This is a genomic window from Acidimicrobiales bacterium, assembly GCA_033344915.1.
Lineage (GTDB): Bacteria > Actinomycetota > Acidimicrobiia > Acidimicrobiales > Aldehydirespiratoraceae > JAJRXC01.
On sequence record JAWPML010000001.1, the window covers coordinates 2,590,163 to 2,615,407 of the forward strand.

The following is a 25,245-nucleotide window of genomic DNA, read 5'->3' on the forward strand; positions in this document are numbered from 1 at the left end:
TCCGAACGACAGGTGCCCACCCGATGAAGATACTCCTGGCCGACTCCCTCCCGGAAGCGTCCGTGCAGCGCCTCGAAGCCGCCGGCGACGAGGTCCGGGTCGACGCCACCCTCGGCGCGGAGGATCTCGCCGGGGCCCTCGCCGGCATCGAGGTCCTCGTCGTGCGCTCCACCCCGGTCACCGAGGAGGCCCTGCGGGCCGCCGATCAGCTCGCCCTGGTGGTGCGGGCCGGTGCCGGCACGAACACCATCGATTGTGACGTCGCGGCCGAGCTCGGCATCTTCGTGTGCAACGTCCCCGGCAAGAACGCCCTCGCGGTCGCCGAGCTCACGCTCGGCCTGCTCCTCGCCGTGGACCGACACATCGCGGACGCCACCGGCGACCTGCGGGTGGGTCGGTGGAACAAGAAGGCGTATTCGGAGGCCGATGGTCTGTTCGGGCGGACCATGGGCATCATCGGTCTCGGCGACATCGGGATCGCCACCGCCGAGCGGGCGAGCGCCTTCGGCATCGACGTGATCGCCGAGGAGAAGCCGGAGCGGTCCGCGGACGCCGTCGCCCGCGCCCTGCGGGCCGGCGTGCGATTCGTCGCCGACCGCGATGCGCTGCTGCGCGAGAGCGACATCGTGTCGCTCCACGTCCCCGGCGGAGCAGACACCGCCGGCCTGGTCGACGCCGCCTTCCTCGCGACGATGAAGAACGACGCGATCCTCCTGAACACCTCGCGCGGCGATGTCGTCGACGAGGCGGCGTTGATCGCCGCGATGGACGAACGGGGCATCCGCGCCGGGCTCGATGTCTTCGCCGACGAACCGGGCGCCGGCACCGGCGAGTTCGATTCCCCGCTCGCCCGCCACCCGTCCGTCGTCGCCACGCACCACATCGGCGCCTCGACCGAGCAGGCACAGAACGCCGTCGCCGACGGCACCGTCGATGCGATCGATGCCTACCGGCGGGGCGGTGTCGTCAACTGTGTGAACATGGAGGCCGCGCCACCCAAGGCGGCGACCCTCACGATCCGTCACCGCGATCGCGTCGGGGTCCTCGCGGCGGTCCTCACCCTGCTACGCCGCTCGGAGCTCAACGTGTCCAACATGAGCAACAAGATCTTCTCGGGCAGCAAGGCGGCCGTCGCGACGATCGACGTCGGGTCGGTTCCGTCCGCCGCCCTCATCGAGGAACTCCGCTCCCAGGAACACGTGATCAACGTCGCCGTCACCATCGCATGAGCGACCGCCTCTTCGAACCGTTCCAGGCGTGGCTGATCCAGCCCGAATGGGCAAGCCGAGTCATCGCCGGGGCCTACGACGCCAAGACGCCGGCCGAGCGCCGGGCGATCGTGGAGAAGAACCCCTACAGCTACTTCGGCGTCACCCGCAGCCGCGAGGACCTCGCCCGGGGCGATTCGGCGGACGACGAGGAACTGCTCCGGCGCGGCGCGGAGACGCTTGCGCGGATCCTGGACGTCGGCGCGTTCGCGCCCACGCCCCAGGCCGCGCTCTACGCCTACCGGCTCGTCTACGGCGATCACCGCCAGACGGGCGTCGTGGGGGCCCTGGACGTCGCCGGCCTGCTCGACGGCCGCGTCCTCACCCACGAGAACGTGCGACCGAAGCGGGCGGCGCTGCTCGGTCATCACCTCGAGGTCGTCGGCGCGACATCGTCGCCGATCGCCCTCACCCACGAACCGGACGACGAGATCCGCGCCGTCCTCGCGGCTGCGACCGACCGGACCCCCCACGTCGACCATGTCGTCGAGGGGGTTCGCCATCTCGTCTGGCCGCTCGATCCGGTCGAGAGCGCCGCGGTCGCCGATCGCCTCGACGCCACCTCGCTGTACGTCACCGACGGCCACCACCGCTCGGCCGCAGCCCTCGCCGGTCGCGACGCCCACCCGGGCGAAGCGCCGTTCGCCCGCACGCTCGCCGTCCTCTTCCCGTCCGACGAACTGCGGGTCGAGGCGTTCCACCGGCGCGCGGCCGACGTCGACCTGCGCACCGCCGATGACCTGCGCACGTCCCTGGCGACCGTCGGCACCGTGACCCCGGCCGATGACGCCGCGGCCGCGGCACCGCACGCACGGGGCGAAATCGGGGTCTACCACCACGGCCGGTGGTCCAAACTCGTGCTCGACCCGCTCGAACGGCCCTCGCCGCTGACCGCCCTCGACGTCGAGCGTCTCCGGCGGGACGTGCTCGGTCATGTGCTGGGCGTCGACGAACTCGCGCCGGACAGCGGGGTCGACTATGTGCCGGGCCCGACCGGCGTCGGCGAACTGGTGGCTCGTTGCGACGCGGACGGACTGCTCGGCTTCGTCGTCTTCCCGACGGACATCAACGACCTGATGGCGGTCGCCGCAGCGGGGGAGCTGATGCCCCCCAAGTCGTCGTACTTCGCACCGAAACCCCGCTCCGGCGTGTTCCTGCGCGTCCTGGGCACCGGCACCACCGCCCAGCTCCCGCCCAGCTAGCCACTGGGAGCGTTCGGCGGCCGGCAGTACCATCGCGGCACCGTGGCGCGCACCCGACGATTCGTAGGCCGAGACGACGAACTCGAGGTCGCGGCGCGGGCGCTCGAAACCGGCGTGTCCGGCACCGTGTGCCTCGCCGGCCCCGCCGGGATCGGGAAGACGACGCTGGCGGAGGAGCTCATGGCCCGGGCCACCGAGGCGGGCCGCACCGTCGCGTGGAGCCGTTGCTGGGACGACTCGAGCACGCCGGCGTTGTGGCCATGGCTCCAGGTCCTCGACGCGCTCGATCCGACACGGGGTCACCCGCTGCGGACCACACCGACGGGCGACGACCGGTTCGCGCTGTTCGACGGGATCGCCGAGTGGTTGCGGGATCGAGGACGATCGGGTCCGATCACCCTCGTCGTCGACGACGTCCACTGGGCCGACATCGCGTCCGTGGAGCTGCTCCACTTCCTCAGCCGCGATGTGAACAACCACGATCTCCACCTCCTGGCGACCTACCGCGAGGAAGGCCGGCCACCGGCCGTCGAGAATCGCCTCGCCGACATCGAGCGCGAGGCCACGGTCCTGCGTCTGCGGGGCTTCGCCCTCGCCGAGCTCCGCGCCCTCGTCGACGAACGCGGCACGCGGAGCGACGCGACGGTGGAGATGCTCCACACCCGCAGCGAGGGCAACCCGTTCTTCGCGCTCGAGCTCGCCCGTCTCGTCGACCAGGCCGGCGACGCCGATCCCGAGAACCTCCCCGTGACCCACGGTGTCCGTTCGGTGATCGAACGCCATCTCGCGGGGGTGTCCCGGCCGACCCGTGATGCTCTGGCGCTCGCCGCGTTCCAGGGCCGGCTGTTCGATCTCCGGGTGATCGCCGTCGCCCGCCAGCTCGATCCGCTCGAGATCACCGAGATGCTCCGGGAGGCGGAGCGAGCGGGCCTCACCCGATCCACGGGGGACGGCTCGTGGCAGTTCGAGCACGCACTCATCGCGGAGACCCTGCTCGCCGATCTCGGGCCCCACGAACGATCGCAGGGCCACCTGGCGACGGCGGACGGGCTCGAGAAGGTGCACAACAGCGACATCGACGAACACGTGGAGGCCATTGCGAACCACCTGCTGCACGCCGGATCGCTCGTGCCACCCGGTCGACTCCTGGACGCCTCGAGGGCCGCCGCCCGCCATGCCGGCGGCCGACTCGCGTGGGAGGACCAGTCCCACCATCTCGCGAGCGCCGTGCACGCCCTGCGCTCGATGTCCGAGCCCGACGAGACGCTTCTCGTGCGCACTCTGACCGAGCGGATGGGGGTGGAGAAGCGCATGCGCAACCTCGAGCGGGCCCACGATCTCGGCATCGAGGCCGCAGCGATCGCCCGTCGCACCAACGACGTGCCGGGGCTCGCCGAGGTGGCCATCGCCTTCCCACCCGACAGCGAAGGGATCGAGATCGACGACATCTTCGATCCCGACCAGCGCCCGCTGCGCGAGGAAGCACTCGCCGCGCTCGGACCCGACGATGTCGCGCTGCGCTGTCGGCTCGAGGCCTCGCTCGCGCTCTCGCTGTACTGGGAGACACCCACCGGTAGCCGGGCCGAGAGCCACGCGCGCTCCGCCCGTCGCCGCGACGACCTCACTGCCGCCGCGCTCGCCACCGCCCGCGGGCTCGACGACCCGGCGATCCTCGCCCACGCCCTCAACGCCCGCATCCACGCGACCTGGGGGCCCGAGAACCGCGCCCGGCGGCCGGCGCTGGCCGAGGAGTTGATCGCCGTCGCCCTCGAGCTCGGCGACCACGACCTCGCGCTGCGGGGCCGCGGTGGCGGGTGGCCGACCTGCTGGAGCGGGGCGAGCTGGCCGCCGCGGACCGCGAGATCGATGCCTTCGAACGGGAGGCCCGCCGGCTCCGCAGTCGGCTCCACCTCTGGACGGTCGCCCGTTGGCGGGCGAATCGGGCGTTCATGGAAGGTGCGCTCGACGACGCCGAGGCGCTCGCCGCCCACGCGCTCGAACTCGGCGCGGCCGTGATGGACCCCGAGGTCGCGTTCCACTTCTACACGACCACGCTCGGGCCCCTTCAGTACCTTCGCAGCGAGTTGGCGGACAGCATCGACTATGTCCGCAGTGCGGCCGAATCGATGCCGAACGTCCCCGCATGGCGGGTGGGACTCGCCACGGCCGCCGCCGAGTCGGGAGATCTGACGCTCGCCCGCCGCGAGCTCGCGGCGGTGGGCGCGGACGACTTCGCCCTGCTCCCCCGTGACCTGAACTTCCTCGGGTCGATGATGTTGATGGCCCTCGCCGCCCACCACACCGACGACCACGAGACCGCCGCGAAGGTCCATGCGATCCTCGAACCGCTCGCCGGACGCTTCGCAATCCACGGCACGGGGTATGCGAGCTACGGCACGGTCGACCTTGCGCTGGGTCAGACCGCCCACACCCTCGGCCGCCCTGGGGCCGCTGAGACCCACTTCCGCGCCGCCATCGAGCAGCTCGACCCGACGGGCTCGCCCTACGCCGGGATCGCCCGGGTCCACCTCGCCGGTGTCCCGGGACTCGACGACTCGGCGTGCAGCCGACTGCTCGGCGAGGCCGCGACCATCTTCGATGCCGCGGGTCTCACCGTGCGGGCCGAAGAGGCCCGCGCCGCCCGCGAACGCCACGAGAACCGTCTCGTGGTCGCGTTACACGAGACGGACGGTGGTTGGGCGCTGCGCCGCGGCGACGGGCCGAGTCAGGATCTGGGCACGCTCAAGGGGTTCGCCGCCCTGCGCGAACTGCTGACCCGGCCTGATACCGAGCGCCATGCGCTGGACCTCGCGGCCGCGATCGAGGGGCGACCGGGGGCGTCCGTCGACCCCGGCGGCGCCGACCCACTCCTCGACGACGATGCCCGCGCCGCGTATGCGGCCCGGCTCCGGACGATCAGCGACGAACTCGACGATGCCGACCGTCGCGGGGACGCGGCAGCGTCGGCCGCGTTGACAACCGAGAAGGCCGCCATCCAGGCCGAACTCGCGGCGGCGACCGGGCTCGGCGGGAGGAGCCGCCGCGCGACCACCGACGCCGATCGCGCCCGGGTCAACGTCACGAAGCACCTGAAGCGCGCCGTCGCTCGGATCGGCGACGTGGACCCCGAACTCGGCCGCCATCTGGACGAGTGCGTGGACACCGGCATGTACGCCCGGTATCGCGCCGCCGGCTCCGGGATCCGTTGGAACACCAATGGAACAACGGGTGTCACACCCTCCTAGGTGATGACGCGCGCGCACTTTTCATCACCCTTGGATTCCGCGGTTTTCCGGGGAATCCTGGCCGTCTTCGTGGCCGTCCTCACGCTCTCGGCCTCCCCCGCGGCCGCCCAGGACGACCCGCCACCGAGCGCCGACCTCGAGGCCGTGGAAGCACTGGTGGCGGACCTCGGATGCCCCTCCCTTCCCGTCGACGGGCTCCGTGAGCCGACCCCCACCCCCTCGGGTCCGGGTCGCAACATCTCCGGCGACCGCGCCGAGCTCCTCCCCACGATCCAGCTCCAGTGCCGCTACCAGATCAACCTCGACGACGGCATCTTCTACGGCTTCGACGTCATCCTCCGCGCGGCGAGGGACCTGAGTTCCTCCGGCCCGCTGTGTGCCGCCGAGCCCGCACTCGACGACTCGAATCCCACCACCCCGCGCTACGAGACGGGTGCGATCGGTGAGGGCTGGGCCCGCACGATGACGATCAGCGGCACCGCGGACACGATGGACCTCCTGGGCGATCCCCGCGAGATGGTCCTCGACGGGTGGTCGGGCTACCTCGAGGCGCTCGAGCCCTTCACCACGCGGTGCCAGTACCAGCCAGTCGAGATCACGTGTCCGGCGATCACGAACTATGTCGCTGCCGACGTGGTGCAGAGCACCACCATCGACCTGCTCGCCGCGAGCTGTGTCTACAACGGCACCGACGAGGAGAACTTCGAGCGCATCGAGTTCGCCCTCCGTTGGGCGACGGATCGCAGCAGTCTCGATGCCCAGCGTCGGGCCTGCGAGGACTTCGGCGAGTCGCCGCGACCGCGTGTCCAGGTGATCGGCGGCGATGGCGTCGCGGCCGAGATGACGATCCATGCCGGCGTCGATCTCGCCACGTACGACCCCGCACCCTGGCTCGCCGCCGGTCAGGACATCCGCGGCCAGGTCCTCGACCAGGCGACCGACTGCGACGAGGCCGGCATCGTGCCGGTCTGGACGCCACTGCCGGACTACCTGTCCGCCATCTACACACCCGAGCGGGTCGACAGCCCTCCGCTGCCCGGCGTGGGCGGGCCCGCCTTCTTCGGGAGCACCGACTTCACCGACACCGGGGCGGCCCCGGTCGCGGTCGGGGGCGGCGGCCCCGCGACACCGGGCGCCGCGGTCGGGGCGTCCGAACCGTTGAGCGGGTGGATGCGCACCGCATTGCGCATCTTCGCCGTCGTCGGGCTCGTCGTCTCCCTTCTCGGTCTCCTCATGGCGCTCCTCCTCATGCGCAAGGAGACCCGAATCCGCCCGGTGATGGAGTTCATCCGCATCGGGCTGGCCGCCGTCATGGCCGTTGTCTCGATCTCGCTGTTCGCCCGGGGCGCGCCCGCGTGGGCCGTGGTCGCGGCACTGGCCGGCGGCGGCCTCCTCGGTTTCCTCCAGGGCCGGAACCTGTCCCTGCGCGTCGACGGCGACAAGGTGTTCGCCAAGCGCGGCGTCATGGCGTTGTTCGCGTTCGCCGGTGGGCTCGTCCTCATCCAGATCGCCGGGCTGCTGAACCGCACGGGTGTCATCCACCTGGGCATCGCCCTGTCGTTCGCCTCGGCCGCGATCACGGTCGGATTGATGGTCGGTCGCCAACCCCAGTTCGCCGAGTTGAAGCGGGGTGGCGGCGTCGCCGTGCTGCTGCTCGTCGTCGGCTCGCTCGTCGCCGCGCCGCTGCTCGTCGACGCGCCGGCGGCCGCCCAGGAGGACGATCCGGACGAGGCGCCCACCGAAGATCCCGATGACACTGCCGACCTCCCGATCTGTCCACAGCTCCGCCAGGAGGGGCAGCCTCGCTGCGATGCCCACGAGGCGCTGATCGACCTCGTGCCGTGGGACGACATCGACTACAACGGCGGCCTCTTCTTCAGCCAGCAGAAGCCATGGGTCACCGTGGAGGTGCCACGGGCGTTCGCGGCCGCGCCGGACCCGATCACCCGCACGGTGGAGTGGGACCAGATCGGCAGCGAGGGCCTCGCCGTCTCGAGCTTCTCGGTCACCGAGACGTTCACGTTCGCGTTGCGAGACGACGGCGTCTGTTGCTCGATCGACTACGAGGGCGAAGGCAGCGAACTCGCGAATCGCGAGGGGGCCGAGCCCCGCACCGAGACACTGCTCGGCCCACTCGACGACATCAACGTCTACGGCGATGCGATCACGGGCGATCTCACCCGGGCGACGATGCTCAACGTGCCGTTCGACGCCGAGAACCTGTGGACGGCCGAGGGCGTCGACGAGTGCGGCCGCATCGTCGCCTCGACCGTGCCGAACTCCCGACGCGGCCAACTCGCCGAGGCCGTCTACACCCGCGACGGTGTGCCGGAGACGCCCTTCGACTCGGTCGGTCAGAGTGCGTTCCGCGCGCCGTGCGACATCGACGGCTTCGACGCCGCGTCCGCGCTCGCCGCCGCGCCGCCCGCGCTCCCCCGCGACCAGCGGTCCAGCCCCTGCCCGTCGCGCGTCGAGCTCTATCCCCGGCTCGAGACACCCGGTTTCGAGCTCCAGGCACACACCATGCTGGGCCCCCTGTTCACCAACCCGAACGAGGCGATCTGCAACGACGGGTCACTGTTCGAGCCGCTCCAGTTCGGCAGCGACGCGAAGGGCGCGACCCGCAACGAGCTCGCGCTCAGCTTCGCCGGGCCCGACACCGCGACCACCTGGGGCGACGACGAGACCCTCGCGATCCTCGATCGGCCGGCGGACACGCCCGCGGCGCGGGTCTGTGCGCAGAATCCCGACGGGACGGCGGTGACGATCACCGAGGACGATCCCACCTGCGAAGTCGTGTCGATGCACAAGATCGACGACCAGGGCAGCTGGATCATGGTGTGGGTCGACAACCAGCTGGCCGACGGGCCCGACGTGACGATCCGGGCGAGCATGCCCTGGGGCACCTACCGCTACCGCTGCCATCACTGCTCGCCGGACTCGCCGGAGGTCGCGACCTTCCTCGGCCAGTTCCACGACGTCGCGGTCGAGTGGATCGACGGCAGCCCGGGCTTCTTCGAGGGGCTCGCCGGAGCCGACGAGGTCAGCGAGGACGTCGGCTCGGTCGGTCTCCCGGAGGACGAGCAGACCGATGACGATGCCACCCGCGCCGCGGCCGTCGCCGCGGTGATCGCCGTCCTCGCGAGCGGCGGCATGCTCGCGACCGCGCTCGCAGACGCAGGACTCAGCCGCGACGAGTTCATCGACGCGATCCGCAACGACCCGAGTGGCGGCATCGATTCGCTGATCGACGGCCTGGACGGCATCTCCGACCTGGCGCCGCCCGAACCGCCCGAGGAGCCACCACCGCCGTCGCGCTATCCGCCCGGATCACAGATCGTCGACCAGTGGGGTGACGCCCTGACCGTCGGTGAGGACGGCAACCTCGAGTTCTTCGACGAGGAGGCGGACCGCTGGCGATCGCTCCCGGCCGAGGAGGCACAGGCCATCATCGCCGACCAGATCGGCGAGCTCTCGATCTACGATCCGGACCTCGGTCGACGCATCTATTTCGACGACCCGGCGGCCTACGACGCCTACGCGGACCGCGTCCGCCGCCAGATCTCGGGCGACTTCTGGACCCGCACCGACGAGGAGTGGCGCGACAGCCAGCGGCGGCGGGACTGGGACGCGGCCAGGCGGGCCGACGAACTCGCCATGGCCCACGACCGGGCGCTCATCGAAGCGTGGGAGGAGGCGACCCTGCGAGGCCGCGACCGTGCCCTGGAGGGCGCGCTCCAGGCCGCGGAGTCGAACCCGGAGCTCGAGGCGGCGGTCGACGCGGCGATCGAGAACGAGGACTTCAACTCCCTCGCGGAGATCTACTCCGGCTGGATGTGGGACCAGATGGCCGAGTCGCAGTCCGAGGCCGAGTGGCAGGAGACCGTCGCGACCTGGTCGCGCCGCGGGGAGCTCGTCGCCCGCACCACGGAGGCTGCCGCCCGTACCGCGATGGTCGTCGTCACCGGCCCGGCCGGTGTCGGGTACACCGCGGCCGGACTCGCGGCGATCAACGCGGGATCCGAAGGCGCCCTCGCCGTGCAGCGCGGCGAGTCGGCGGAACAGATCGCGGCCCGGGTCGGGCTCGGCGTGCTCGCGGGCGGCCGCGACGCCGTCATGGGGCGGGTCAACATGCTCCCGATCCCCGTCGGGTTCACCGCGGGCCTGAACGGCGCCGGCGACGCAATGGAGGCCTACACACGGGCCCGGCTCGACGGGCTCACCCACGAACAGGCCATGGGCGTCGCCCGGGTCACCTACACGAGCAGCTCCGCCAGCCATGTCGCGGGGAGTCTGCTCGACCGCATGGCGCCGGGCGTCGGCCAGCAGCTCGGCCGCGCCGGTCTCGGCGGCGTCGCCGCGGGCTGGTCGACCTGGATGCAGGGAGGATCGTTCGAGGAGGGCTTCGTCGACGGCCTGGCCGGCTACGGCGGCGGGGCCGTCGGCGGCCGCGTCGGTGGGTCCATGACCCGGATACCGGGGGCCTACGACGGCTATGTCGATCCCGTCGAGCGGCTTCCGACCATCCGCCTTGGTGGCCCCACCCTCGAGGACGCCATCCTCTCCCGCGTCGGCGATGCGGCGAGGCCCCGCGGCGTGATCGGCATCGACGACCAGCCACCGCCGATCCAGGACGCGTGGGACGGACGGCGGCGTGTCGATGCCCCGCCCACCCGCGTCCTCCAGACCGACGACGACGGCGTGACGCGGGTCGTCAACCGTCCGCCGAAGCCGGGTGAACAGCTCCAGGTGACGGACGAACACACGGTGCTCGCCGGACTCCGCGACACCGCCGCGAGCCGTACCGGCAAGCAGGCCGACACCGAGGTGCAGGGCGTCATCATCAACACCCGCAACCAGATCTACGACCGCGCCGACCACACCACCATCGCCCGGACGGTCGCGGACGTGCCGGAGGTCCAAGCGATGCTCCGCCCCGGCGACCAGGTCGTGATGGACACGTTCTCCACCCCGGGTTCGAGGCCGTCGCTCGGCGCCGACCGCGACGCCCGTATGGTGATCCGTCGCCCCCGTCCCGACGGCGGCCACGATCTCATCGAGATCCCGCGCCAACACTGGGAGCGCGGCGCGTACAGCGACTTCGCGGAGGAGGCCCGGGGCAGCTACCGGCGCGGCGGGCTCACTCCTCCCGGCGCCGACGACCCCGAGATCGCCTCCCGGATCGAACACCTCACGCAGCAACTCGCCCAAGCCGACCCGCCGTGGAGCCGCCAGCAGATCGAGGACCGGGCATTCGCCGAGGCCCACAACCAGCTGTTCACCGACCGCCACCATGTCGAGGCATCGACCGCCAACAGCGACCAGGCCACCCGCTGGGTCTCGTCGGTGGACCGCGACACCGTCGAGGCCGTGTCGACCCGCCTCCGTGACGAAGGCCGGATGAGCGACAACGAGATGGCGTTCGTCCGCCGCAACCCGCAGACGGGCGAGGACGAGCTGGTGATCCGGCGCGACGGCGACTCCCGTCAGGAACGGGTGGTCGATCCCGGCGAATGGCGGGCCGATCACCAAGAACGGGCGACGACGCTGCGCACCGAGTACGAAGCCTGGCGGGCCGATCCCGACAACAACCCGAAGCCGGATCTGGGTGGGTTCGAGCATGTCCAGTCCGACTCGGACGTGCTGCGGACCATGCAGGGTCGGGGCACGATCGACGACCCGGTCGGCGCCCGGCTGATGTGGGAGGAGAAGTCGCGCTTCTACGCCGGCATCAACGACCCCGAGGCGGTCGAGCAGGCCCGCAAGGGAGTCAACCTGCTGCTCGCGGAGCGTTCGGGTCTCCATCAGAGCGGCCACGACGTGCCCCCGCTCGGCGACAACGACTACCAGGCGATGCGGGTCCTGCTGGAAGCACCGCACGGTGCCCAGCTCCGACCGGCCGAGGCCGAGCAGGTCCGGGCCGAGCTCGGCCGCATCTACGGCGACCCTGACATGCCGATGGAGACCGCCCTCGGCCGCGTGGCCGCGGCCCACGAGATGCTTCGCTTCGCCCGTCCCGCGACGGACGCGGCCGGCCCGGTCGGGTCCACGGCGGACCCGGCGGACGTCACGCGGCTTTCCCAGCAGTTCATGCAGCGCACCCAGGTCGACGAACCGTTCGGCTTCGCGGAGGAGGACGACCGATGAGCGTCGCGCCCCCCGTCGAACACCAGGTGCCGTCCATGCCCGCGTCGGTCCTGGCCGCCCTGCTCGACGCCGTCGGCCCGGCCAACCCGATGAGTCCCCGCCCCCGTTGGGGCGAGGCGCCGGACGCGCTCGACCCGCGCACACAGGTGCAACTCCAGGTCCACGGTCTGATCGACGAGGACGGCCGGCCGCGGCCGGCGTTCGCCGACATCGCCCGAGTGATCCTCGAACCGCATTCCGTCATCGATCTCCGTTTCTGGCACGAGTCGGGATCGTGGGCGCTGCGGGGCGTCCTCGCCGAGGATGCCGGCGTCGCGATCAACGAGACCGGCGACGAGGTCATCATCTCCGGGCCGGTCACCCCGACCCGGGTCGGTGAGTTGGTCTCCGGCTTCCTCGCGGGGACGGCTCTCGAGCTCGACCCCGGCGTCGAGCTCGACACCCACCTGTCGACGACCGACGCCCTCGTGCTGGCGGCGGTGATCGAGGCCCAGCGGGCGAGCCCGGACGCGGCACCGGCGTGGCTCCCTGTCGCGGAACTGCAGGCAATGGTCGATGCCGACGCCGCGTCGATGCGGGCCGACGACCTGCGCCTGATCACCCGCGTCATCGGCGGCGTCGCGGTTCCTCCCGACGCGGCGAGCATCGACACGGCGATCGAGCGCCTGGTGTCCACCGAGGTGATCGAACGGGACGAACGCGGCATCGCGGCGAGCCTGTCGCTGATCGCGATCGCGGCCTTCCTCGGCGCGCAGGCCCCGGGTTGGCGTTGGCAACGGGCGACCCAACACGAGCCCGCGTCGTCGACCTGGACGGATCAGATCGTCCTCATCGGGGCCGGTGGCCTCCAGGTGCGCGTCGTCGCCGGTTCGCCGGGCCATGTCGTCATCCAGACGGTGCGACCCCGCGACCTGGCGGAGATGATGGCCGCCGAGCTGGCGCTGCTCCATCGTCCGCCCGGCCTCGACACGACCGCCATGCCGGAGGCACCGCCCCGGACGGTGGCGGCGATGCCGATCGAGCCACCGACCGCCTCGAGCCGCGTCCAGCCGCCCCCGGCGGCGACCACGGAGACCGCGCCGCCCCCGCCGGCGACCACCGCACCCGCGCCGCCGCCCGAGCCGGCGCGTCGGCGGGGTCGCCTGATCGTCGGGTTGATCGTGCTGCTTCTCCTCGCCGCCGCGGCCGGCGCGGGGGCGATGCTGCTGCTGAACGACGACGACACCGCGGACCCGGTGCCGACCACGACGCTCGCGCCGACGACCGTGGCGGAGACGACGACCACGGCCGTGACGACGACCAGCACGACCACGACCACCACGACGACAACGACCACGATTCCGCTCATCGTGGTCCCCTCGCTCGTCGGCCTGGACGTCGCGGACGCGGAGGCGGCACTGCTCGACCTCGGACTCGTCGTGGAGGTGATCGAATCGGAGACCGGGGCCGAGGCGCCCGGCACGGTGCTCGCCACCGACCCGCCCGACACCAGCGAGCTCGAGGCGGGCGACACGGTGGTGCTCACGGTCGCCGTCGAGCCCCCGCCGGACTGCAACGACATCCCCGACCCCCTCCCGCCCAGTGACGCAACCGACATCGACGGTCTCAACGCCGAGGGCCGCGACGCGATCGCCTGGAGCCAGGCGGTTGGTCTGATCGGCGGCGGGGATGCCCGACCCGACGACCCGATGTCACGCGCCGCGACAGCGACCGTCGTCTGGCGCTACTTCTGCGAGCCGCCGGCCGATGCACCGGCCGGTTTCACCGACGTGGAGCCCGATGCCTTCTACGCCGACGCTGCGGACTGGGCCGCCGGCGCGGGCCTGATCAACGGGGTGGACGCCACCACCTTCGACCCGGAGGGCGCGGTGACCCGCGCCCAGTTCGTCACGATCGCCTGGCGGGCGACCGGATCGCCGCTGCCCCTGGGGTCGGCGCCCTTCACCGACACCGATCCGGACGGCTTCTACGCCGACGCCCTCGACTGGGCGTTCACCACCGGTCTCGTCGGTGGTGTCACGCCGACCACGTTCGAGCCGGACCGTGCCCTGGATCGCCGCACGACGTTGATCCTGATGTATCGCCTCGAGGTGCTGATCGACCCGCAGGTCGACTGATCAGCCGACCGCGCCCTGCATGCGGGCCGCGGCGAGGGTGTTCTCCATCAGACAGCCGATGGTCATCGGGCCGGTGCCGCCGGGCATCGGGGTGATCGCCCCGGCGATCTCCTGCACCGACTCGAAATCGACATCGCCGACGATGCCGTCCTCGGTGCGGGAGATGCCGACGTCGAGGACGGCCGCTCCCGGCTTCACGAAGTCCGCGGTGACCAGGCGAGCCATCCCGGCCGCGGCGACGATGATGTCCGCCCCACGGCACACGGCCGCGAGATCGGTGGTGCGGCTGTGGGCCAGCGTCGGCGTGGCATCGCAACCCTTGCGTCCGAGGAGCAGGATCTGCGGCAACCCGACGAGCGTCGAGCGACCGATCACGACGGCCTGCTTCCCGGACGTCTCGACCCCGTAGCGTTCGAGGAGCCGCATGACGCCGAGGGGCGTGCAGGGAACGTGACCGACCCGACCGCGGACGAGCCGACCCATCGAGCGCTCGGTGAGACCGTCCACGTCCTTCTCGGGCGGCACGAGATCGAGGACCCGTTCGGCGTCGAGACCGTCCGGCAGCGGGAGCTGCACGAGGATGCCGTGGACGCCGGGATCCTCGGCGAGATCGCTCACCGCGCGCTCCACGTCGTCCTGCGTCGCGTCGGCGGGCAGCTCGACGTGGCGGGAGACCATGCCGGCCTGCTCCGCCTTGCGGTGCTTGTTGCGCACATAGATCTGGCTCGGCTTGTCGCTGCCGACGAGCACGGTCGCGAGACACACCGCGGGGTTGCCGAGCGACTCGATCTCCACGCGTATCTTGGCGACGATCTCGTCGCGGAGCTTGTTGCCGTCCATGAGCACGGCACCGCCGGCCGTGCGTTCGAAGTCGTCGTAGGAGGTCACCGCGGCACGCTACCTCCCGACAGCTCCCGAACGGGGCTTGCTCGAGCACCGCGAACGCGGGTGGCGAAGGTCCCGGACGCGATGGGCCGAAGTGCCCAGTTCTCGCTCACATCAGCATGGTCACGGCCGATGTGAAGCCCGTGAGGGAACCCGCGAAGGACACGGCCCGCACGAGCCAACTCCGGCTCGTGATCCCCGCGCTGCGCGTCCTTCGACTCCCCCGGGGCCGGGTGCTCGCGCTCGCTGCCCTCGCCTTCGTCTCCGGTCTCGGCACCGCCTCGACGCTCGTGTTGCTCATCAACGTCGGCCTGCGGCTGACAGGAACCGACGGCGCGACCGCGGTGCTCGGCATCGACCTCGGCGGTCTGTCCACCGGCGTGCTCTTCGGCGCCGCCCTGGTCGCCGCCTGTCTCGTCTTCGTCGTCGACCTCCTCGCGGCGCGCCAGAGCGCCCGCATCATCACGGCGGTCCAACTGCGGCTGCGCACCGCCCTCTTCGAGGCGTACAACGGCGCCGACTGGGTCACCCAGTCCGCGGACCCGCCCGGCCACCTCCAGGAACTCATGTCGATGAACGTCGGCCGGGCGGTCAACCTGACCACCGCGGTGAACGGCGGCCTCGTCGCGATCCTGGCCCTCGCCACGATGGTCGGCATCGCGGCGGTCATCAATCCCGTGACCACCGGCGTGTTGATCGCGGCGCTCGGCGCCCTCATCGCCGTGTTGAGCCCGCTGGCCACCCGCATCCGCACAGCGGCCGAGCGCACGCGCGCCGCCAATCACGCCTACGCCCTCGGGCTCGCCGAGATCACGGGTGTCCCGACCGAGGTCCGCACGTTCGGCGTCGGCGACGCCGCGGACGAGCGCCACCGAGTCGCGGCCGCCGACGTCGCCCACACGCTCGGTCGGCTCACGTGGCTCGAGAAGGCGATCCCGTCGGGTCAGCGAAACCTCGCCCTCATCACCGTTCTCGCCGTTCTCGCCCTCTTGCACGGCGCGGGCGTCGCCGGCCCGGAGGAACTCGGCTCGGTCGTCGTGCTGCTCGGCCGTTCGATCACCTACGTCCACGCCATCCAGCAGACGGTGAACAAGTTCGCGAGCGCGGGCCCGTTCGTGTTCGCGCTCGACGACGAGATCACCCGCTATCGAGCTCACGACGGCGGGGACACCCGGTCGAGCCGTCCGAGCACCGTGGACCTCGATCCGGTCGCCGTCCGCCTCGACGGGGTGACCTACCGCCACCCGGCGGCCGAACAGTGCGCGGTCGAGGGCGTGTCCCTCGCGATCGACGCCGGCACCTACCTGGCCCTCGTCGGCCCGTCCGGCAGCGGGAAGACGACCCTCGCAGAGATCATCCTCGGACTGCGGCGGCCCAGCGCCGGTCGGTGCACGATCGGCGACGACGCGCCAACCGACCTCGCGGCCGACGAGCGGGCCCGAACGGTGGCCTTCGTGCCCCAGTCGCCGGCGACGATCCGCGGCACCGTTGCGGACAACGTCCGCTTCCTGCGCACCGGGATCAGCGACGCCGACGTCGTCCGGGCCATGACCGATGCCGGGCTGACGGACGCCTCCGGTGGTCTGCTGGTCTCACCCGACGAGGTCGTCGGTGAGGACGCGCGGTCGTTCTCCGGCGGACAGCTCCAGCGCCTCGCGATCGCCCGCGCACTCGCGGGCCGGCCGCGGCTGATCGTCCTCGACGAACCGACGAGCGCGCTCGATCCCGACGCCGAGGCGGCCCTCAGCGACACCCTGGGGCGCCTGGCCGGATCCGTCACGCTCATCGTCATCGCCCACCGGCCGGCGACCATCGAGGGCTGCGATCGGGTCGTCGTCCTCGACGCCGGCGCCGTGGTGGCCGACGACACGCCGGCCGCCGTCGCCGCGTCGAATGCGTTCTGGCAGCGAGGCTTCGAGACCGCGGGGCCCCGGGCATGAGCGGCCGGATCGTCCTCTGCTGCGGCATGCCCCGGTCGGCGTCCACCCTGCAGTACCAACTCGCGCGCTTCGCGTCCGAGCGCCGCGGCACGACCGTCGCGGCGGGCTGGTACGACGGCACGCCGCTGCCCGAGCTCGCGTCGACGGTGCCCGACGGTGAGACGTGGATCTACAAGGTCCACAACCATCGCCCGGAGTACCGCTTCGAGGAGGCGGCCGCGGCCCACGACGTGCTCGGCCTGTCGACGTGGCGGGACATCCGCAAGGTGATCGCGTCCTACCGCGAACTGCACGGCAAATCGATGTGGTGGGTCGCCCGCCACCAGGTCCTCGAGATCCTCATCCGGGACCACCGCCGGTGGTCCGAGGCGGACGGCGTGCTCATGCAGCGCTACGACGAGCTGACCGGGTCGACCGCCACGGCGCTGGCCGCCATCGCCGCACACCTCGACGTCGAACTCAGCGACGCCGATCTCGCCGACGCGACGGAACAGTTCGACCGCCGGGCGCAACACCAGCGCACCGAGTCGCGCCGCGGCGCCGCCGGCATCGACCGTCCCGACGATCTGCTGCTCGCCGGCCACGTCGCGGCCCAGGAACGTGCGACGGACCGCTCACTCGACACGGCCTGGGTCGAGTCGATCGGCGGATCGTGGCTCCGCGCCCAGGGCTTCGCGCCGACGACCTCGCGCGCGAAGCGCGTCCTCGCTCGGATCCGCTTCTCTCCGCGGCTGCTCTGGTTCGCCCTGTTCCAGCTCCGCGGCGGCGGCATGGCCGGCCGACTGCTCGGCATCGCCCGCCGGGTCCGCAGCGCCGTTCGCCGTGTCGACGAACGCCGCCGACTGGCCGTGCCGATCCTGCGCCGCACCGCGGCCCGTCTGTCCGCTCGCATGCGCACGCACGAAGAGCCCGGGCACACGGTCGTGCTCGTCAGCTGGAACAGCGAAGCGATCATCGCCGACACCCTGCGACTCGTTCGCCACTTCTCGCCGCCCGAGACCCGGATCCTCGTGGTGGACAACGGATCGCACGACGCGACCCGCGAGATCGTCGGACTGTTCACGGGCGTCGATCTCCTGGCGCTGCGGAGGAACATCGGCCATGGCCTGGCGATGGATCTCGGCTTCCTACGCGCCCGCACCGAGTACTGCATCGCCCTCGATGTCGATGCGTTCCCGATCTCGCCGACCTGGATCGCGGACCTGCAGGGGCATCTCGATGCCGGGGCCGTGGTGGCGGGAGCGAAGCTCCGACGCCATGTGGGGTTCTACATCCACCCGTGCTGCCTGATGATGCGCCGTCGGCGCTTCGTGTCGCGTCGGCACAGCTTCGAAAGCCGATTCGTGCCCGGCGTCAACCCGAAGGGCGATGCGTTCGGCCGCTACTGGGACACCGGCGAACGGATCTCGATGCGCGAGGGCACCGCCCGGCTGGCCCCGATTCCCCTGACCGAGCGCGGGCCGAACGACACGGCCCTCGTCTTCGGTGATCTCGTGTACCACAACGGCGCGACGGCCCGAGCCGCCACGGCCGAAGGGTGGGCCGAGGCCGGCGGTGCCAACGCCGCGCTCCAGACGTGGCGCGGCGCCGTCGAACGCTTCGATCCGGCAGCATCGAACGGCATCGACGTCCGGACGTCAGCGACGGCGGACCCGCCCGACGAACCGCCCCACCTGCGTGCCGCAGACGTAGAGCCAGCGAGCGCGGCCGGCGCGGGAACGAAGTCCGGTTAGCGAACGCAGCAGCCAGAGACCGCGCCGCACGGCGCGGCCCGATGACGGCGCCGCCACCCCCAGCTCCGCCAAGCGCCGCTCGATGGCGACCTGGGCCCGGCCGAACGACCGGGCCTGGTCGAACACCCCCCGCATCGTGGGTCGATAGCGGTACCGGACGACCATCGCTTCGGCGAAGTGGAGCTCGACATCGGCGCGCCAGAGCCGCAGCGACAGCTCGGAGTCCTGGCCGATGCGAAACGCCTCGTCGAACCCGCCGTGCTCGTCGAAGAGCTGTCGGCGGATGGCGAGGTTGCACGACGATGCGATCGGAAAGACGCCTTCGAACATCGGCTGACCGGTCGCGATCGCCGCGCCCCGCGAGCCCGCCAGCCAGTCCTCGTTCAACGCAGCCGTGTCCAGCGGGCCGGTCACGAACTCGTGGCGCCCGAGGGCGTCCGCCACCGCGGCGAGCCAGCCGGGGGCCACGACGTCGTCGGCGTCGCAGAAGGCGATCCATCCGGCACCCGTCGCCGCCACCCCGCGATTGCGGGCGTAGCCGGCTCCGGAACCGTCGGTGGCCGCGATGACGCGGACCCGGGGATCGTCGGTCGCGGCGGCCACCGTCGCCGTGGCATCGGTCGACCCGTTGTCGACCACGATGATCTCGGTCTCGATGTCGATCTGCTGGTCCGCGAGTGCCGCCAACTGCGCCGGCAGCGTGTCGGCCGCGTCGTGGGCGGCGATCACGACGGCCAACGACGGCGAAGACATGCCTGCATTGTGACGGCGCCGTCCCCGAACCCGGAGGATGCCGCGCCCAGGCCCTTGAACGACTCCCCGGAACTGCCGATGGAGAGGGGTGATGCGTGAGGACGACCGGGAGGCCGGTGAGGTCGCGCCCGGAGGGCGTGGGAGCGAGACGATCGACCGCGCTCGGGATCTGTCGGTGATCGTTCCCTGTCACAACGAGGAGACCACGCTTCCCGCGCAGCTCGAGGCGCTGCTCGCCGAGGACTGGGCGGGCGACTGGGAGATCATCGTCGTCGACAACGCCTCCACCGACGACACCGCGACGGTGGCCCGGTCGTTCGACCACGCCGACGCCACGGTCCGCGTCCACGTCGTCTCGGCGTTCGGAGGGCGGGGCGTGGCCTACGCCCGCAATCGTGGGATCGCCGCCAGCGTCGCCCACTCGATCGCGATCTGTGACGGCGACGACCTCATCGCGCCGGGCTGGGTCGCGGCGATCGGCGACGCGCTCGCCACGACACCGCTGGTCTCGTCCCGCTTGGACACCGATCGACTGAACCCCGCATGGCTCGCCCACACCCGCCCGCTCCCGGCGGACGGCCTCCCCGCGTTCGGCGAGGTCCGCTTCGCCCACGGCGGCGCCTGTGGCATGCACCGCGCCGTCTGGCAGGAGCTCGGCGGCTTCGACTCCGCCTTCGACGGCGTCGAGGACATCGAGTTCGGGCTCCGCGCCCATGCCGCGGGCTACCGCCCCGAGCGAGCCGGCGACGCCACCGTGCACTACCGACTGCGCCGCGGGCTCGGCTCCGTGTGGCGCCAGGGCGTCGGCTACGGCCGCCGCCGGGCGGCCCTCACCGCCCGGGCGCGGGCCCTGGGCATCACGCCACCGTCCCGGGCGGCCGGCTGGAAGTCGGTCGCCTGGCTGCTCGTGCGCCTCCCGACCGTCGCCACCCGCCGCGGCCGCTACGCGTGGACCTGGACGTTCGCGTCCCGGGTCGGCGTGGGTCAGGGCGCGGTCCGGCGTCGACCGATGCCGATCCCGAGGGCGGCCGCCGCATGACCGGCAACCGCAGCCACGCCGTCCTCGTGACCTTCCGCCGTCCGGACCTCCTCGCCGATCACCTGCACCGGTTGGCGGACCAGACCGCACCGCTCGACACCCTCGTCGTCGTCGACAATGACGCCGATCCGTCCATCGGCGAGCTCGTCGCCTCATGCGACCCGATGCCCGCGACCGAGGTCGTCTACATCCCCCTCGGTGGCAACCCGGGACCGGCGGGCGGCTTCACCGCGGGCCTCGCCGAGCTGCTGCCGACGGCTGACGACGACGACATCGTGGTCCTGCTCGACGACAACGACCCGCCGAAGCGGAACGAGACGTTCGCCGAAGTGCAGCGGGTGCTGCGCGAGCTCCAACGCGAGAACGACGACGTCGGCGGCGTCGGCACGTGGGGAGCCAGCCTCCGCCGCGGCGGCCGGCTCCGGACCGAGACCGCGGCGGTCCCCGTGCCGGTCGACTATCTCTCCGGCAACGGCTGCCCCCACTATCTGGCCGGCGCCCTGCGTGCGGTCGGCGGGCCGGATCCCGCCCTCTTCTTCGGGTTCGAGGAACTCGATCTCGGACTGTCGCTCCAGCGGGCCGGATACCGCATCTGGTCGAGCGGCATCGCCCGCGAGCACGGCCTGTCCGCCATGGTGGAGCCCGCTCGCCCGGCCGCCGGCGTGGAAGCACCGACATGGCGCCGCTACTACAGCTTCCGGAACCTCGTCGTCGTCCTGCGCAAGGACGGTCGCACGCTCGACGCTCTCGCCATGACGCTCGTGGCCGGCGTGGTGAAGCCCACACTGAACCTGGTGGTTCGCCCCCGCATCGCCGTGGCGAACCTGCGCGTCAACGTCGCCGCACTCCACCACGGATGGCGCCGCCGGCTCGGCAAGCGCATCGATCCCGTCGCTCTCCCCGGACACCTCCGATGATCGCCACCCTCCGCCACAACCGACGCGCCGACTACGACGAGGCCATCGCGACGGCGCCCCCGCAGGGCCGGTGGACGGCCCGCACCGCGGATCCGAACGACCCGCAGGCCGTCGCCCTGCGGGCCCGCACCCTCGAGGCCGCATGGCGATCCCCGATCGCCGACCGCGTCGCCTTCCTCGAAGGGCGGGTGCGCGGCCGAATGGTGCTCGACATCGGCTGCGTCGCCCACGACGAGTCGCGGATGGACGCCTCGAACTGGCTGCACGCCCGCATCGCGGCCGCCGCCTCGACCTGTCTCGGTGTCGACATCCTCGACGCCGGGGTCGACGCGATGCGCCGCCGTGGGTTCGATGCCGTCGTCCACGACCTCACCACCGGACTCGGACCGATCGCGGACCGGGGTCCGTTCGACGTGATCGTCGCCGGCGAACTCATCGAACACGTCGACGACCTCGGCATGCTCTTCCGCACCGCCGCCGAGGGGCTGAGCGCCGAGGGCGAGCTGATCCTGACCACGCCCAACCCGTACTCGCCGCGGCGAGTGCGCGCCGGCCAGCTGGGCATCGCGTGGGAGAACGTCGACCACATCGTCTACGCCTTCCCGAGCGGGATCGCGGAACTGGCCGAACGGCACGGCCTCGTCCTGGCCGAGGCGGCGACGACCGACACGCCGGCGTCGCGCGACTCCCTCCGGCGCCGCCTCGCCCGCACGATCAAGGGCAGCCACTGGCGAACCGTCGGCATCGACACCAACGGCCCGGCCCGCCAGGTCGCGCCCGACGCCGGCCCGCTCGGCCGTGCGCTCCGGCGGCTCGCCCGCCCCCGACACCGGTTCGTCGGCGAGACGTTCGTCTACGTCATCCGCCGTCCGGCCGCATGACGGCCCCGCCCTCCCTCTAGCCTGCCTGAGAACATGCGCGACCTGTACCGCTGGCAACACGATGCCCTGACCGCCTGGCATCGCTGTGGTCGCAAGGGTGTCATCGAAGCCGTCACCGGATCCGGCAAGACCGATGTCGCCATCACGGCGATCGGCGATGCCCTCGAACGCGGCCTGTTCGTGCTCGTCATCGTGCCCTCCCGTGTCCTCATGGAACAGTGGAACGAGCGGCTCACCGAGTCGCTGCCGGACCGCACCATCGGGCGACTCGGCGACGGCTATCGCGACCGACCGGCGGACTGCGAGGTGCTCGTCACCACACGCCACAGCGCGGCGAGCCGCGTGCCGCTCCCCAAGACCGACGCCGGTGGCCTACTGGTGGCCGACGAATGCCACGGTTTCGGTGGTGCGGTGCTCCGGAAGTCGCTGCTCCCGGAGTACCAGGAGCGCCTCGGCCTGACCGCCACGCTCGAACGCTCCGACGATGCCGTGGAGTCGATCCTGCTCCCGTTCTTCGGCGGCATCTGTTACCGCTACGGCTTCGCCGACGCGATCGACGACGGCGTGTGTGCCCAGCCCCGGGTCGCCTTCGTCGCCGTGCCCCTCACCGCCGAGGAGCGCAGCGAGTATGACGCCACGGAAGGTGCGATCGTGGCCGCCCGCCGCACGCTCAAGCAGATCCCGGGTGTACCCCACACGCCGTTCGGCGACTTCCTCGCCGCGGTCCACCATCTCGCGGAGAACGACGGCGGGCCCGACGGCAAGGCCGCCAACGACTATCTCGACGCCTTCTCCGCCCGACGCGAAATTGTCGCCACGAGCTCGGCGAAGTACGAGTCGCTGGGCTCGTTCGCCGACGTCATCCAGACCGCGAAGGGCTCGCTGATCTTCACCGAGACGGTGCGGGCCGCCAACCATGCGATCGTGCGCCTGGACCCCCACGTCGACATCGAGATCATCACCGGCGGCACCGGGCGCAGCGACCGGGGTCAGATCCTCGACGACCTCCGCGACGGCTCGCTCGACGCGGTCGCCGCGCCGCGGGTGCTCGACGAGGGTGTCGACGTCCCCAACGCAAACCTCGGGATCGTCGTGAGCGCGAGCCGCACCCGGCGCCAGATGATCCAGCGAATGGGCCGCATCCTGAGGCGCAAGCCGCTCGGCAGCGGTGCCCGGTTCGTCATCATCTTCTCCGCCGACACCATGGAGGACCCGCGGTACTCCGACGGCGGCGACGGCTTCCTCGAGGAGATCGAGAACATCTCCGAGTCGTCCCACATCTTCGGCCCCGAGCAGACGGACAAGCTCACCGAGTTCCTCGACTATCGCGGCCCCGCCACCGTGATCGAACCCGAGACCGTCGGCGGCTTCACCGCGCCCGACCTCTCCCCGGAGGAGATCACGGAGTGGGCCGAGCAGGCGCCCTACCTCGAGATCCGCAGCCCCGAACTCCCGACGATCAGCCAGCCCAAGATCGTCAAGGAGAAGCCCCGCCTGTCCACCGGCGAACACCCGGTCCGCCTCGAGTCCATCGACAAGGAATGGGTGCTGCGCTGCACGGGGTGCGGCGTCGCCTCCGAACCTCGTTCGTTCAAGTGGCAGGCGCTCGAGGACAAGGTCGATTGCACCTGCCTGCGCTGACCCTCCTAGGGTGCGCGACATGTCTGAATACGGTGAAGAGACCGCCAACCCGACCGGTGCCGAGGGGGCCGACGACGGCCACCAGTGGGTGCTGTTGGACGACCCGATCCCGGGCGTCCGTCGCATCACGTTCAACCGGGCCGAGAAGCGCAACTCGCTGATCCACCCGCTGCGCGGTGCGATCCTCAACGCCCTACGAGACGCCGACAACGACCCGGACGTGAAGGTGTCGATCGTGCGGGGCGACGGACCGTCGTTCTCCGCGGGCTACGACCTCGCGGGCGGCAACGAGGGCTACGAGCTGCCGTTCTTCACCGCGTCCGGCGAGGGCCAGTGGCCCCGCCACGTCACCGAGGGTTGGATGAGCATCTGGGATCTCGCCAAGCCGGTCATCGCCCAGGTCCACGGCTACTGCCTCGCCGGCGGGTCCGAACTCGCCACCTGCTGCGACCTGGTCTATGTCGCGGAGGACGCCCAGATGGGTTATCCGGCGACCCGGTTCGGCGTGCCCGACATGCACTTCCACGCCTGGTTCATGGGCATGCGCAAGGCGATGGAGATGATGCTGACCGGCGACTCGGTCAGCGGGCTCGAGGCCGTCGAATACGGCTGGGCCAACGCCGCGTTCCCCGCGGAGGATCTCTCCGAGAAGGTGCTCGAGGTCGCGGCCCGCGTCGCCCAGACGCCGTCGGACATGCTCCAGCTCAACAAGCGGGTCGTGCATCGCCAGATGGAGGTCATGGGGATGCGCACCGGCATCCGCCAGGGCACCGAGCTGTGCGCCCTCGGCACCCATCAGCAGTCGATGCGCGACTTCATCGGGAGCGTGCAGCAGAAGGGACTGACCGCCACGCTCAGCGAACGCGACGAGCCCTACGACGACTACCGCACCGCCGCCGAGCAGCCCAAGCAAGCCGACTGAGGTGAAGCGGGGGTCAGACCCCAGGTGAAGCGCGGGGCTAGCCGGCGCCGTCGATGTAGGGGGCGGTGGTGCCGGCGAGGTCCATGGGGGCCATGCCGAGCTTGCGATGGTCCCAGGTGCGGATGCGCTCGATCTCGAGCTTCACGGCGACCCGCTTCTGCAGCATGATCTCGACGAAGGGCTTCATCTCCTCGGAGTACGGCCCGTTGTAGCGCTCGAACACGTTGACGCCCATGCGCCAGATCTCGTCGGGATCCTCGATGACGATGCCGCGGCCCTCGAGCGCAACCCCGCGGAGCTGGTCGTAGGTCCGACCGTCCTCGATCATCACCGACAGTCGGTCGTTGCGGCGCAGGTTGACGACCTTCTGGGCCTTCGCCTTGGTCTCGAACCACACCGTGCCGTCGAGCCAGGCGTACCACATGGCGACCAGATGGGGCGCGCCGTTGGGTCCGACGGTCGCCATCGTGGCGGTGCGGGACTGCTCGATGAAGACGTCGATCTCCTCGGGCGTCATGGTGATCTGCGAACGCTGGTTCTGGCCCACGTCGGCTC

General features: G+C 71.5%; 16 protein-coding genes. 13 read left to right on the forward strand and 3 right to left on the reverse strand.

Features of this window, described 5'->3' with window-relative positions; translation table 11 throughout:
• The first annotated feature begins 23 nt into the window (after positions 1–23).
• From R8F63_12595 to R8F63_12620, 6 genes are read left to right on the forward strand one after another with little or no spacing between them, the layout of a single operon-like run.
• The gene (locus R8F63_12595) at positions 24–1,229 is read left to right on the forward strand and encodes a phosphoglycerate dehydrogenase (protein ID MDW3219441.1); all 1,206 of its coding nucleotides are present in this window, start codon (positions 24–26) and stop codon (positions 1,227–1,229) included.
• Positions 1,226–2,470 (forward strand): DUF1015 family protein, encoded by a 1,245-nt coding sequence (locus tag R8F63_12600; GenBank protein ID MDW3219442.1) that lies wholly within the window; start codon positions 1,226–1,228, stop codon positions 2,468–2,470. Before R8F63_12595 ends, R8F63_12600 begins: the two co-directional genes overlap by 4 nt.
• Before the next feature lie 42 nt (positions 2,471–2,512).
• Positions 2,513–4,486 (forward strand): AAA family ATPase, encoded by a 1,974-nt coding sequence (locus tag R8F63_12605; protein MDW3219443.1) that lies wholly within the window; start codon positions 2,513–2,515, stop codon positions 4,484–4,486.
• Positions 4,420–5,715, forward strand: coding sequence for a hypothetical protein (locus tag R8F63_12610; protein ID MDW3219444.1), 1,296 nt, complete (start codon positions 4,420–4,422; stop codon positions 5,713–5,715). The genes R8F63_12605 and R8F63_12610 overlap by 67 nt, the downstream gene beginning before the upstream one ends.
• A gap of 30 nt (positions 5,716–5,745) precedes the next feature.
• Complete coding sequence (locus R8F63_12615; protein ID MDW3219445.1) at positions 5,746–11,862, forward strand: hypothetical protein; 6,117 nt, start codon at positions 5,746–5,748, stop codon at positions 11,860–11,862.
• A complete protein-coding gene (locus R8F63_12620; GenBank protein MDW3219446.1) occupies positions 11,859–13,979 on the forward strand; it encodes an S-layer homology domain-containing protein in 2,121 nt (706 codons plus the stop codon). Before R8F63_12615 ends, R8F63_12620 begins: the two co-directional genes overlap by 4 nt.
• On the opposite strand, the gene R8F63_12625 is transcribed toward R8F63_12620, so the two are convergent.
• Positions 13,980–14,867, reverse strand: coding sequence for a bifunctional 5,10-methylenetetrahydrofolate dehydrogenase/5,10-methenyltetrahydrofolate cyclohydrolase (locus tag R8F63_12625; GenBank protein ID MDW3219447.1), 888 nt, complete (start codon positions 14,865–14,867; stop codon positions 13,980–13,982).
• Between the two features lie 140 nt (positions 14,868–15,007).
• Here R8F63_12625 and R8F63_12630 point away from each other — a divergent pair, with 140 nt between their 5' ends.
• Together R8F63_12630 and R8F63_12635 are read left to right on the forward strand one after the other, a co-directional pair.
• Positions 15,008–16,804: an ABC transporter ATP-binding protein gene (locus R8F63_12630; GenBank protein MDW3219448.1), complete on the forward strand. Its 1,797-nt coding sequence runs from the start codon at positions 15,008–15,010 to the stop codon at positions 16,802–16,804.
• On the forward strand, positions 16,801–18,537 hold the full coding sequence (locus R8F63_12635; protein ID MDW3219449.1) for a glycosyltransferase family 2 protein: 1,737 nt from the start codon (positions 16,801–16,803) through the stop codon (positions 18,535–18,537). The genes R8F63_12630 and R8F63_12635 overlap by 4 nt, the downstream gene beginning before the upstream one ends.
• Here the strand turns inward: R8F63_12635 and R8F63_12640 are convergent.
• A complete protein-coding gene (locus R8F63_12640) occupies positions 18,442–19,290 on the reverse strand; it encodes a glycosyltransferase family A protein (protein MDW3219450.1) in 849 nt (282 codons plus the stop codon). The genes R8F63_12635 and R8F63_12640 overlap by 96 nt on opposite strands.
• Before the next feature lie 91 nt (positions 19,291–19,381).
• Here R8F63_12640 and R8F63_12645 point away from each other — a divergent pair, with 91 nt between their 5' ends.
• From R8F63_12645 to R8F63_12665, 5 genes are read left to right on the forward strand one after another with little or no spacing between them, the layout of a single operon-like run.
• On the forward strand, positions 19,382–20,329 hold the full coding sequence (locus tag R8F63_12645) for a glycosyltransferase (protein ID MDW3219451.1): 948 nt from the start codon (positions 19,382–19,384) through the stop codon (positions 20,327–20,329).
• Entirely contained in the window at positions 20,326–21,246 is a 921-nt protein-coding gene (locus tag R8F63_12650) for a glycosyltransferase (protein ID MDW3219452.1), read from the forward strand. The genes R8F63_12645 and R8F63_12650 overlap by 4 nt, the downstream gene beginning before the upstream one ends.
• Complete coding sequence (locus tag R8F63_12655) at positions 21,243–22,127, forward strand: class I SAM-dependent methyltransferase (protein MDW3219453.1); 885 nt, start codon at positions 21,243–21,245, stop codon at positions 22,125–22,127. The genes R8F63_12650 and R8F63_12655 overlap by 4 nt, the downstream gene beginning before the upstream one ends.
• A gap of 33 nt (positions 22,128–22,160) precedes the next feature.
• On the forward strand, positions 22,161–23,768 hold the full coding sequence (locus R8F63_12660) for a DEAD/DEAH box helicase (GenBank protein MDW3219454.1): 1,608 nt from the start codon (positions 22,161–22,163) through the stop codon (positions 23,766–23,768).
• A gap of 19 nt (positions 23,769–23,787) precedes the next feature.
• A complete protein-coding gene (locus R8F63_12665) occupies positions 23,788–24,690 on the forward strand; it encodes an enoyl-CoA hydratase-related protein (GenBank protein MDW3219455.1) in 903 nt (300 codons plus the stop codon).
• Between the two features lie 37 nt (positions 24,691–24,727).
• Here the strand turns inward: R8F63_12665 and R8F63_12670 are convergent, their stop codons facing one another.
• Complete coding sequence (locus R8F63_12670; GenBank protein ID MDW3219456.1) at positions 24,728–25,237, reverse strand: PPOX class F420-dependent oxidoreductase; 510 nt, start codon at positions 25,235–25,237, stop codon at positions 24,728–24,730.
• Positions 25,238–25,245 lie beyond the last annotated feature (8 nt).